An 11,742-nucleotide genomic window follows, 5' to 3' on the forward strand; every position below is an offset into this window, starting at 1 on the left:
TAATCCGGCCCACTTTTTGTCGCGGTAGTAGTGCACGACTTTCTACTACAAAACGTTTGGAGCACACTCGGCCACTGGCCGACGGGGAATCTCATGACGCAAGCCAATAACGCCGTGTACACCGATCTGAGTGTTGATGATCTGGTAAAAGAAGCCTTGAATCGCGGTGAAGGCGAGCTTGCCGATACCGGCGCGCTGGTTGTTCGCACCGGTCACCGCACCGGCCGCTCGCCAGTTGATCGTTTCATCGTTGACGAGCCGTCCACTTCGGCTTCCATCGCCTGGGGCCCGATCAACCGCAAGTTCCCTGCCGACAAGTTCGATGCCCTGTGGGCTCGCGTCGAGGCGTTCAACAACGCGCAAGAGCATTTCGTTTCCCACGTGCATGTAGGTGCGTCTGAAGACCACTACCTGGCTGTGAAGATGACCACCCAGACTGCCTGGCAGAACCTGTTCGGTCGTTGCCTGTTCATCAACCCGGAAAAGTACAACCCGGCCGGTCGTGACGAATGGCAAGTGCTCAACGTGGCCAATTTCGAGTGCGTGCCTGAGCGTGACGGCACCAACTCCGACGGTTGCGTGATCCTGAACTTCGCACAGAAAAAAGTGCTGATCGCCGGCATGCGTTACGCCGGTGAAATGAAGAAAGCCATGTTCTCCGTGCAGAACTACCTGCTGCCGGCTTCGGACGTGCTGCCAATGCACTGCGCCGCCAACATCGGCGAAGCAGGCGACGTGACCCTGTTCTTCGGTCTGTCCGGCACCGGCAAAACCACACTGTCCGCCGACGAAAGCCGTTACCTGATCGGTGACGACGAACACGGCTGGGGCGAAGGCGTTGTCTTCAACATCGAAGGCGGCTGCTACGCCAAGTGCATCGACCTCTCCGAGAAGAACGAGCCGGTCATCTGGAAAGCCATCAAGCACGGCGCCGTCCTGGAAAACGTCGTCATCGACGACGCCAAGCACGCTGACTACGCCGATGTCAGCCTGACCCAGAACAGCCGCGCCGCCTACCCGCTGGAGCACGTTGCCAAGCGTTCCGAGAAGAACCTCGGTGGCGAGCCAAACGCTGTGATCTTCCTGACCTGCGACCTGACCGGCGTCCTGCCACCAGTGTCCATCCTCAGCGAAGAACAAGCGGCCTACCACTTCCTGTCCGGCTACACCGCACTGGTGGGCTCGACCGAAATGGGTTCCGGCAGCGGCATCAAATCCACCTTCTCCACCTGCTTCGGCGCACCGTTCTTCCCGCGTCCGGCCGGCGAATACGCAGAACTGCTGATCAAACGCATCCGCGGCTTCGGCTCCAAGGTCTACCTGGTCAACACCGGTTGGACTGGCGGCGGCTACGGCGTCGGCAAACGCTTCAACATCCCGACCACCCGTGGCGTGATCGCAGCGATCCAGAGCGGTGCGTTGATTGGCGTTGAAACCGAACACCTGGACACCATCAACCTGGACGTGCCGTTGGCTGTTCCTGGTGTTGAGACTGGCCTGTTAAACCCGCGTAATACCTGGGCCGACAAGGCTGCTTACGATGAAGCGGCTAAAGCGTTGGCTGGGTTGTTTGTTGAGAACTTCAAGAAGTTTGAAGTGAGTGATGCGATTAAGGCGGCTGGGCCTAAGTTGTAAGGTTTGGGTTTAGCGAAATGAAAAAGCCGCCCTTCGGGGCGGCTTTTTTGTGGGCGCTTTTCAGGTTTTCAGGTGCAGAATAAACGCACCGACCAAGACCAAAACAACACCGAGCACTTGGATCTTGGCCAACCGCTCCTTGAAAAACACATAACCCAAAATCGCCGCAATCCCCCCCGACAATGTGCTGATCACGGTCACTACCGATACGGATCCAGCCACCGCACCCCAAGCGAATGACGAAAAACCACCCAGATTCATCAGGCTCGCGCCCGTCAGCGTCATGCAGTTTTTCAGGGGCGGTATTTTCAAGCCGTCCTTTATTTTGATGACCATGAGCACCAGCACGATCAGCCCAACAAGATAGGCGAGCCACAGCATTGTCACGGGCCCGAGAACGGGTAGGACGAAGTGGCCTTGCAGCCAAAAACTGGTGCCGTAGAACACGGCAGCCAACAACGCATAGGTAATCGAACTGCTGGCTTGTGTGGTGTGTGGAATCTTCGAGTCAGAGTGAATGCTGGAGAGGATGACCCCGAGTACGCACAAGGCGATGCACAGCAACTGGACCAGGTTGATTTGTTCGCCTCCGGCCCAGGACAGCAACGTCGTCACCACACCGTAGGACGTCACCAGCGGCGCGACAATAGAGGCTTTGCCAAGGGCGAAGGCTTTGGACAGGGCCAGGGCACCGGACACGGTCAGGATGGCGGCGCCGATGCCAATCAACCAGACAGTGAGTGGTGCAGCCATGGATTTGAAGATGAAGCTGGGAACGGCGATCAGCAGCAGGCTCATGATTGTGAAGCCCAGCGCCTGGCCAAAATATACTGCGCGTTTGACGCCGACTGCGCGGGCATTCAAGCCCACCAGAAAATCCGTACCGCCCCAGAGCAGGGCGGCGAGTAAACCCATCAGTACGTCCACGCTATGTCCTTATAGGTGTGTTTGGGGAGCACATCGTAACCTTTGGGTCGGAAGTATCGATAGCTGGTGAAATCGAGGGGAGCGATTTCTCAGTATCAAAGCCTCGCTCGCGCCCCAATCTACATGCCTCGCTATGTGTTGGATTCAGGTTTCTTTTTTTTTGTAAATAAAGCGGAGAAAGCGTGGGTATTCAGTGGGAAGTCATCCGGGTCAAACCCGATGTAATCCGACTCACGAATAACACGACCTATCTGAGAGCCGGATGGTTTGCTTACCTTGGCGGCAATGTCGTTTTGTTCACGCTTGGCTTTTTTTAACTTTGGCCTAGAGGCTCGAGTTAACTGAGCGTCTTGCAATCGACGTCCCATCTCGTCGGATTCGGCAATCTTGTTCAGGTCTTGCTCCAGACTCAATGCCTGCATCACTGACAAATACGCCCCCATCGTCACTCCAGCGCCACCAGACTCCAGTGAACGCAAGGTCATGACAGACATGCCGGCCCGCTCTGCCACCATTTTGGCGGTCAGCCTTCGACGTAAGCGAGCCAGTTTCAGGCGTTCGCCTAATTCGGTAAGGAGTCTTTTGGTTCGAGGAAGCAGTGGCGCTGTTTTTCTAGCCATGCAGCTAATATTCCTTCACTTCTGAGGTGGTAGCGCCAGAATAATTGCAGTTATGCGGGCCTGTTGAGTCGCAACACCTGCTTCACTGGCCTTCCATTTCCTGTGTATCCCAGCGTTGCGATTTGACTGCTTGGTAAAGCATGCCAATGGTCAGCGGGACTTTATCGCCGCGTCCCTTTGCCCGACGCTTGAGATGCACATCGAATCCTTCCGGCTGGAAGTAGCGGTAGGCGTCGTAGTCGATGAAGTCGATCCCGAACTGTTCTTCCAGCGCTTCCATCAGGTTTTGCGCGTCAGCGCCGTCGCAGCCGAGGTCGAAGTTGATCGAGGTGGCGAGGCTGATGGTTTTGCGTTCGGGCAGGCCGAGTTCTTCGTGCAATAACTGCATGAGCAGGTGCATGGCGTGGTCGTCGGGGAAGTTGGGGGCGAGGTTCATGGTGCGTCTTCCGTCAGGGGCATTTCGATGAGGTGGATTAAGCCTGATTTCGCGGCGTGTCGGATGTTGATCCGTGCTGTGAACATGGTGTTTGCGGAAAGGTTGACGCTCGCCGCGTAGGACTTCGTTCATCTGTTGCACACTTTCCAATAGCTCATCAAAAAACATGCTCACGGTTATCCTCAGATGTTGATCGTTCCCACGCTCTGCGTGGGAATGCAGCCCGGGACGCTCTGCGTCCCAAGAGCCGAACGCGGAGCGTCCGTTGAGGCATTCCCACGCGGAGCGTGGGAACGATCTTCGCTGGGTGTCAGGCGGGTGCTTTCCAGCCCATCATGCGTTGTTGGGCGACTTTGAGTAGGTCGCAGCCGTCCTGGCTGAGCAGGTAGAGCGCGTGGGTGATGTGGGGGATGTCTTCGACGTCGCCGTTTTTGAAACAGGTGCAGTGCAGGGTTTTGAGGAGGTCGCTGGAGGCTCGGATTCGCTGGAGGGCGGCTTCGAGGATGTCCTGGGGGTTGGCCTCTGTGTCGATGATCAGGGGCGGGGAGTCGGTGAGGTTGGTTTGGAGTGGAAGGTAGCGATCGTTGGTGAACGGATTCCAGCTATTCATGGTGTGCAATCTCGAAATGTGTCAGAAGTTAGCGCCGTCATCGTGACCAAGCGATGGGAGGCGACTGTGTTCGGGTTGGTCAACCGGTGAGATCGCACGCTTACCCGGCACGCCTAAAGACGTCCCAAACACAGCCGCCATAAAGCGTACTGACACAAAAGTGCCGGCAGCATACAACGGGTGCGTGCGTGAATCTAATACGGGTGACCAAGCCCGAGTCGCTGATTTGGCAGCGACAGTCACAACTATAGAGATGGGCTACGGGGCTGCGATAGAAGACAAAGAGTCTTCGCTTGTAGGAACGGGACGAAGCTTTTATAGGCCGTTCCTACGGATTCGCCAGTCTTTTAAACACGTCGTGTTTTTCGACCTCGCCCACCGTCTCGGTAAGCAGGGTTCTTGTTATCAAATTTAGTCGAGCCGGTACCACAAAAGACTTGATGGATTATAAGAGTCTGCAGACCAGTTTTAGTCGGATAAATAATAAAGCAGTGAGTTATTGCCGGTTTCGTATCAGGGTTTTATTCGTGTTGTTGCAACTTCCAGAAGTTGGTGTCCGTCCTGGGTTAATAAGTAAAGTGCATTAATGATATGTGGAATGTCCTTGATATCCGCTTCATTGAAACTCTGGCAATAAAGCGTTTCGAGCAGGTCGTTGGCGGCGCCGATGCGTTGGCGGGCGGCGTCGAGGATTTCGTGCGGGTCGGCTTCGGTATCGATGACCAGCACCGGGGTGTCGCTGTAGCTGGACTTGAGAGGGCGATAGCGGTCGGTCTGTGATTGGAGCGTGTTCATCAAGGTTCGTCCTGTGCGAAATCACGGCAGGCCGAGACACTGATTCAGCCGCGCCAAAGACTATAAAAGGGCATCACACGGCGCGGCTATAGGACCGCGATGGACAGGATTCGTAGGGGTTTTACCCGTGTTTTAGGACTTGGCCTACGCGTTTGCCGAGGGTTTTTATGGAAAAACCCTTACGGGTTAAATTTCCCACGGGTTTGTCAGGCATTGCGCGGCAAACCTCTGTATGGTGCGCGCCAGAATCTGTAGGACGTTTCCAAACGTCTGACACACGCTTAAAGGGAATTAGGTATGCATTGGCTACGTATGGCCTCGATGGTGTTGTTGTGGGCCGGTGTCTGTCGTGTGGCGGGCGCCACTGACGCGGGTGGTTCGATGGTGCAGGCCAATATGGACCGCACCGGCTGGCCGGACGCCCTGACCACTCAGGCTGAAGTCGATACCGCGTCCCGCGCCGAAGTGCTGATGATTGGCAAGGCGCTGCTGGACAGCGAAGCGCTGGACAACCCGGTCTGAAACAACGACTGGGCGTGCAGGCGGTGAAGCTCAAGTCTGTGCGACAAGTGCGTGACGGCTTGTGGGATCGCTTGCTCACCACTTACCGCAATGCCAGCCAGAACTGCGATGGCGAACTCTTCTGTCCGCGTGCGCGCAGCGTTGCTGATTTGCGTCAGTTGGCAGCGGCGTTCACCGGTGAAATCAGCCCGGCTTATGCCGCCTGGGCGAGCAAGAGCCGGGTATTTCATGAGCAGGCGCTGAATGAGCAGCTGAGAGTGGCGGTGTTGATTCCTTAAGCAGCTTGAATCAATTATTCATCCGCTGTGGAGGCTGGCGCGATGCAGCGTCAAGGTCCAGCAGCCCTCTGCCATAGGCTTCACTGTTGGCGTAGATGCCGGTTCGATTGGCGGTCGCCAACAGGTGATCGCGCACTTGCTGGGCGCTGAGCTCGGGATAATGGCTTTGCAGGGCTGCCAGTGCGCCGCTGACCAGTGCAGTGGCAGGCGATGTGCCCGCGGTTTGTACGTATTTGCCGTCCTTGCTGGTCGTCAGCAAGCCATTTTCTTCGCCCGCGTCGCCACCCGGTGCGGCGATGCACCAGTCTGCTGCCACGCCGCAGTAATTGGATTTTGCATTGATGGCGCTGCCGTCATTTTTCAGCGCGACCACCGCCAGCCATCCCTTCTCCAGCTCGGGTGATGCAATGGGCAAACCGGGCTCGGCCAACGGTTCTCTTTTCAGTTCGTTGCCGGTCGGAAACACAAACACCGCGCCTTCCTGCACAAGCTTTTGCGCGGTCGTCATCGATTTGGGCATTACCTGGCGATAGCGCGCCTCATTAATCTCAGTCGCCGGGATGGCATTGGCCCATGAGTTACTGAGGATTCGTGCGCCCTTATCGAAACCTGACTGCCAGGAGCGCGCGATTTCATTGTCGAAAAAAAACGGCTCATTGTCGTCGCCGAATCGGAAGGGGATCAGTTGCGCGTTGTACGCGACGCCGTGCATGCCCTGATCATCCTTGTTGGCCGCGAGAATACCGGCCATTTGAGTGCCGTGACCGACCCGGTCAATGGTGCCGACCTTTTGCTCGACGTAGTCGAATCCCGGGTCACGGACCCGCCCTTGAAACTCCGGCAACAGGCTGTTCAGGCCTGAGTCGATCAGCGCAACGGACACGTCCTGACCGGTGCCGCCGCGTGCGTAGAGGCTTGCGGCATTAATCACTGCGAGGCCTTTCTGGGCCTGATATTCCGGGGTTTCGAACGTGGCGAGGAGCGGTGGATCTTCGGGGAGCTGCATACAACCGGTGAGCAGCAGAGAGGCAAAAGCTATTGGATAAAGTGGTGTGGGCAGCATGGTCGTTCCTTCGTCTGGATCCGCGCGCATCAGGCGTCCTGCCATGATGGGAGGTGCGCGGACAGTGGTTTTGTGAGGGCGAACATTACCTGCAGATCGGCTGGTGCCGCGAGGGCCTAAAGTGTTTCGTTTGTTTCATCCTGTGGCAAAAGCCCAGGGCGGCGAAGGCTGTATCATCTCGTATCGTTTTGGTCCCCGACCTTTTCTCGACTCGCTGCAATCGCCGGCTAGGCTTTTGGCATCGCAGCAGTCAACGGAGTGACAGCTTATGCACAACACCCTGGAACAGGTTTTCGGTTATCCACAGTTTCGGCCCGGCCAGGAGGCAGCGGTCAGCGCGGTGTTGGCCGGGCGCTCGGCGGCGGCGATTTTCCCTACCGGCTCGGGCAAGTCCCTGTGTTATCAATTGCCGGCGCTATTGCTGCCGCACCTGACGTTGGTGGTGTCGCCACTGCTGGCGTTGATGCAGGATCAGTTGGCGTTCCTGCAACGCCATGGCATTTCGGCGGGCAGTATCGATTCGGCCCAGAGCCGCGACGACGCCAGTGACGTGATGGCCAGGGCCAAGTCGGGCGAGTTGAAGATTCTGATGATTTCCGTGGAGCGCCTGAAGAACGAGCGCTTCCGCAATTTCTTGCAGCAGGTGCCGATCTCGCTGCTGGTGGTGGACGAGGCGCACTGCATCTCGGAATGGGGCCACAACTTCCGCCCCGACTACCTCAAGCTTCCGGACTATCAGCGCCAGTTCAACATCCCCCAGGCCTTGCTGCTGACCGCCACGGCGACGCCCAAAGTCATCGCGGACATGGAGGCGAAATTCGCCATCGCTCCCGAAGACGTGGTGACCACTGGTTTCTATCGGCCGAACCTCAACCTGCTGGTGGAACCGGTGCGCGGCCAGGACAAACGCCGACGTCTGGTCGAGTGGATGAGCCAGCGTCCCGGCCAGCCGAGCATCGTCTACGTCACCCTGCAGAAAACCGCCGAGAACATAGCCGAGCATCTGGGCCGCAACGGCATTCAGGCCGAGGCCTATCACGCCGGTTTACCACATGAACAACGGGAAGGCATTCAGAAGCGCTTCATGGGCGGGCAGTCGAATTGCATCGTCGCCACCATTGCATTCGGGATGGGCATCGATAAAAGCGACATCCGCAACGTCGTGCATTTCGACCTGCCCAAATCCATCGAAAACTACAGCCAGGAAATCGGTCGCGCCGGGCGTGACGGGCAGCCCTCCGACTGCCTCGTCTTAGCCAACCGCGACAGCCTCAATGTGCTGGAAAACTTCGTCTACGGCGACACGCCGGAACTGGATGGCATTCGCTGCGTGCTCGACGAGTTGCAAGCGGCTGCTCCCGAAGGGCAATGGGAGTTTCTGCTGGGGCCGTTGGCGGATCAGAGCAACATTCGTCAGTTGCCGCTCAAGACCTTGCTGGTGCAATTGGAGCTGCGCGGAATCATCGCTCCGCGCTATGCCTATTACGCGGAATACCGTTTCAAATATTTGCAGGAACCCGAGGCGTTGCTCGCCCGTTTCGAGGGTGAGCGCAAGGATTTCGTCGCGGCGATTATCCAGACCTCCACCCGTGCGCGGACCTGGGCGACGGTGAATTTCGATGCGCTGTACGAGCAGCATTCGGCCGAGCGCAATCGGGTGGTCAAGGCGCTGGATTATTTCCAGGAGAAGGGCTGGGTCGAACTTGAAAGCAAGCAGATGACCGAGGTCTACAGCCTGCTGCAAACCGGTTTTGATGCCCAGGCTCTGAGCGAAGAGTTGCACGCCTACTTCACTCGGCATGAGCAAACCGAGATCGCACGGATCCACGCGATGCTCGATCTGTTCGCCACCGATCACTGTCTGGGTTATCGCCTGGCCGAATATTTCGGCGACGAAAACGCACCCCGGCAGTGCGGGCATTGTTCGGTGTGTCACGGGGATGTGGCGCGGCTGCCGGCACCGCCGGAGTTGCCAGCGCTTGTGGATAAAAACTTTGAAGCGCTGTGTGGTGACTTTATCCACAGGCATGAGCAGCACACCGGGCATTTTCCGTCGGCGGAGCGGGTGACGCGGTTTCTGTGCGGGATCAGTGTGCCGTTGTTTACCAAGCTCAAGGCGCGGTCGATTCCGGGCTCGGGTGCACTGGAGGATTATCCATATGCCGATGTGCGGGAATGGGCGCAGGCGCATCTCTGATGCCTTGGGGCGCATCCATCCCCTGAATGTCGCCCATCACACGAATAAATTTCAAAAACGTGCGATGGCTGACTATGGTGAAGGCTGTCCCTGAGCCGCCAACAAGAGAACAACAATGAGCCAGACGCCGTTCGATATTCAGCGCGCCGCCGTGATCGGCGCGGGCACCATGGGCCGAGGCATTGTCATGTGCCTGGCCAATGCCGGGGTGCCGGTGCAGTGGGTCGATAACAATCCGCAGATGCTGGAACAGGCGTTGGCCGCCGTCGCTGAGACCTACGCCAATAATGTGCGCCAGGGCCGGATCGATCAGGCTGAAGCCGATGCTCGTATTGCGCGGATAAAATCGGCTGCCGATTACGCGGCAATCCGTGATGTCGATCTGGTGATTGAAGCGGTGTACGAAAACCTCGAATTGAAGCAGAAAATCTTCCGTGAACTGGATGGCCTGCTTAAGCCCGAAGCGATCCTGGCCAGCAACACGTCGGCGCTGGACATCGGCGCGATTGCCGCCGCCACTCGCCGGCCGAAACAGGTGCTGGGCCTGCACTTCTTCAGCCCGGCGCACATCATGAAACTGCTGGAGATCGTTCGCGGTGCGCAAACCGCTCCGGCGGTGCTCGATGCCGCGCAGGATCTGGGCAAGCGCATGGGCAAGGTCAGCGTCGTGTCGGGCAACTGTCACGGTTTTATCGGCAATCGCATGCTGCATACCTACGTGCTCGAGGCGCGCAAGATGCTGCTCGAAGGGGCTTTCCCCTATCAGGTGGACGCGGCGCTGCAAGGCTTCGGTTTCGCCATGGGGCCGTTTCGCATGTACGACGTGGTCGGCATCGATCTGGAATGGCGGGCCCGCGAACTGGCCGGTAAAGGTCAGGATGCGCCCGAGGTTCAGATCGACAATCGCTTGTGTGAGTTGGGACGGTTTGGCCAGAAGAGCGGCAACGGTTATTACCACTATGAGCCGGGCAGCCGGCAGGCTGAGCACGATGTGGAGGTCGATGCGCTGGTGTTGAAGGTCAGCGAGGGTTTGGGCTTCCAGCGGCGTGAGATCGGGCCTGAGGAGGTGCTGGAGCGTTGTTTGCTGGCGCTGGTCAACGAAGGGGCGAAGATTCTTGAGGAAGGCATTGCCGCATCAGCCCATGACATTGACCTGGTTTACCTCAATGGCTATGGCTTCCCGGCGGACAAGGGCGGGCCAATGGCCTGGGCGGATCAGCAGGGGTTGGCGGATATTCACCAGCGATTGCTGGCGCTGGAAACCCGGCAGGGCGATCAGTGGAAGCCGGCGCGGTTGATTGGGGAGTTGGCGGCGGTGGGTAAGGGGTTTGCCGACAGGTAGACTCCACCTGTTTGATCGTTCCCATGCTCCGCGTGGGAACGCCTCCATGGACGCTCTGCGTCCGCTGTTGGGACGCGGAGCGTCCCGGGCTGCATTCCCACGCAGAGCGTGGGAACGATCTTCGAGAACCCCATGAACCAACGCACCGACTACCCTCACTTCCAGCCCATCACCACCCGCTGGCATGACAACGACGCCTACGGTCACGTGAACAACGTCACCTACTACAGCTTTTTCGACACGGCCGTGAACACCTACCTGATCGAAGTGGGCGGGCTGGATATCCATGACGGCGAAGTGGTGGGTTTTGTGGTGAGCTCGGCGTGCGATTACTTTGCGTCCATCGCTTTCCCGGATCGCATCGAGATCGGCCTGCGGGTTGGCAAGTTGGGCAACAGCTCAGTGCAGTACGAACTGGCCGTGTTCAAGCAAGGTGAAGAGGAAGCCTGTGCGGCTGGGCGCTTTGTGCATGTGTTTGTGGATCGGGCGTCGAATCAGCCGGTGGCGATTCCAGCCGGATTGCGCGGGGCGCTGGAACGGTTGGTGGTTTGACAGGCCAAAAAAAATCGCAGCCCTGGGGCTGCGATTTCTGATCTACCTGACCGCGAAGCCGTGCCGGCCTCAGCGATCACGATAGTATCTGTGATGCTTGCGGTGGCCGTAGGCATGACCGCGACCCCGGTGGTCGTCACGGTAGTAACGACGGTCATCACGACCCCGATACGAACGACGATCGTCATCCTCATTGCTCTTGTTGCCCATGTAGTTACCCAGCGCGCCACCGGCGCCACCGCCGGCTGCGGAGCCGATCAGGCTGCCGGTGCCGCCACCCAGGCTGCGACCGACCACGTTACCGCCGGCTGCGCCCAACGCACCGCCAATGGCGGCTTCGCCACGGCTGCGTTTGTCGGCGCCGACGGCACTACCACCCGCGCCGCCCAGGGCCGCGCCAATGGTGGAACCGGTATTGCCGCCTAGTGATTGACCGACGACCGAGCCCAAAACCCCGCCCAATGCGCCGCCCACACCTGCTTCGGTGGTGCCTCCGGCAGAAGCTAAGCCACTGGCCAGGCTAAGGGACAACAAGAGAATCGAGGAGAACTTCATAGAGGAACCTCAAGGGGATGACGGCGCGATCCTGAGGCTGTGTCCTGATTGTGACAATCGAAATCCGACGAGTAACACGACTTGTACACAATTCTATAAGTTACTGTTTTTTGAGCGGAACTTAAGGGTTTTTCGCCGGTCTTTAGCTACTTCGGACAGGCCGTTTCTTTGCAGAAACGGCCTTTTTTGTGGGCGATTGGAAAGCGGTAT

Annotated in this window: 11 protein-coding genes and 1 pseudogene; 5 read left to right on the forward strand and 7 right to left on the reverse strand. The window is 58.1% G+C overall.

What is annotated here, in order from left to right; genetic code table 11:
* Positions 1 to 93: 93 nt before the first annotated feature.
* Positions 94 to 1,635, forward strand: coding sequence for a phosphoenolpyruvate carboxykinase (locus FQ192_RS13435; RefSeq protein ID WP_149659042.1), 1,542 nt, complete (start codon positions 94 to 96; stop codon positions 1,633 to 1,635).
* A gap of 60 nt (positions 1,636 to 1,695) precedes the next feature.
* On the opposite strand, the gene FQ192_RS13440 is transcribed toward FQ192_RS13435, so the two are convergent.
* The 5 genes from FQ192_RS13440 to FQ192_RS13460 form a co-directional block, all read right to left on the reverse strand.
* Positions 1,696 to 2,550, reverse strand: a complete 855-nt coding sequence (locus FQ192_RS13440; protein ID WP_149659271.1) for a DMT family transporter — start codon at positions 2,548 to 2,550, stop codon at positions 1,696 to 1,698.
* 143 nt (positions 2,551 to 2,693) lie between these two features.
* Positions 2,694 to 3,182, reverse strand: coding sequence for a helix-turn-helix domain-containing protein (locus FQ192_RS13445; protein WP_149659043.1), 489 nt, complete (start codon positions 3,180 to 3,182; stop codon positions 2,694 to 2,696).
* 82 nt (positions 3,183 to 3,264) lie between these two features.
* Positions 3,265 to 3,618 carry a DUF1493 family protein gene (locus tag FQ192_RS13450; protein WP_149659044.1) on the reverse strand — a complete coding sequence of 118 codons (354 nt, stop codon included), beginning with the start codon at positions 3,616 to 3,618 and terminating at the stop codon, positions 3,265 to 3,267.
* A 310-nt stretch (positions 3,619 to 3,928) separates the two neighbouring features.
* Positions 3,929 to 4,228 carry a hypothetical protein gene (locus FQ192_RS13455; protein WP_149659045.1) on the reverse strand — a complete coding sequence of 100 codons (300 nt, stop codon included), beginning with the start codon at positions 4,226 to 4,228 and terminating at the stop codon, positions 3,929 to 3,931.
* A 513-nt stretch (positions 4,229 to 4,741) separates the two neighbouring features.
* The gene (locus FQ192_RS13460; RefSeq protein WP_149659046.1) at positions 4,742 to 5,023 is read right to left on the reverse strand and encodes a hypothetical protein; all 282 of its coding nucleotides are present in this window, start codon (positions 5,021 to 5,023) and stop codon (positions 4,742 to 4,744) included.
* Positions 5,024 to 5,320: 297 nt separating this feature from the next.
* Between FQ192_RS13460 and FQ192_RS13465 the strand changes: the two are divergent.
* Positions 5,321 to 5,823, forward strand: a pseudogene (locus tag FQ192_RS13465) (polysaccharide deacetylase).
* Between the two features lie 10 nt (positions 5,824 to 5,833).
* Here FQ192_RS13465 and FQ192_RS13470 read toward each other — a convergent pair.
* A complete protein-coding gene (locus tag FQ192_RS13470; protein WP_256672284.1) occupies positions 5,834 to 6,886 on the reverse strand; it encodes a S8 family peptidase in 1,053 nt (350 codons plus the stop codon).
* Between the two features lie 268 nt (positions 6,887 to 7,154).
* On the opposite strand from FQ192_RS13470, the gene FQ192_RS13475 reads away from it, so the two are divergent.
* The 3 genes from FQ192_RS13475 (at position 7,155) to FQ192_RS13485 (ending at position 10,977) form a co-directional block, all read left to right on the forward strand.
* Positions 7,155 to 9,083, forward strand: coding sequence for an ATP-dependent DNA helicase RecQ (locus FQ192_RS13475; protein ID WP_149659048.1), 1,929 nt, complete (start codon positions 7,155 to 7,157; stop codon positions 9,081 to 9,083).
* Positions 9,084 to 9,198: 115 nt separating this feature from the next.
* Positions 9,199 to 10,425, forward strand: coding sequence for a 3-hydroxyacyl-CoA dehydrogenase (locus FQ192_RS13480; RefSeq protein WP_149659049.1), 1,227 nt, complete (start codon positions 9,199 to 9,201; stop codon positions 10,423 to 10,425).
* 132 nt (positions 10,426 to 10,557) lie between these two features.
* Entirely contained in the window at positions 10,558 to 10,977 is a 420-nt protein-coding gene (locus tag FQ192_RS13485; RefSeq protein WP_149659050.1) for a thioesterase family protein, read from the forward strand.
* Between the two features lie 69 nt (positions 10,978 to 11,046).
* On the opposite strand, the gene FQ192_RS13490 is transcribed toward FQ192_RS13485, so the two are convergent.
* Positions 11,047 to 11,532 carry a glycine zipper domain-containing protein gene (locus FQ192_RS13490; RefSeq protein ID WP_149659051.1) on the reverse strand — a complete coding sequence of 162 codons (486 nt, stop codon included), beginning with the start codon at positions 11,530 to 11,532 and terminating at the stop codon, positions 11,047 to 11,049.
* Positions 11,533 to 11,742: the final 210 nt, after the last annotated feature.

The sequence above is a fragment of the Pseudomonas sp. ANT_J12 genome (assembly GCF_008370045.1).
Taxonomy (GTDB): Bacteria; Pseudomonadota; Gammaproteobacteria; order Pseudomonadales; family Pseudomonadaceae; genus Aquipseudomonas.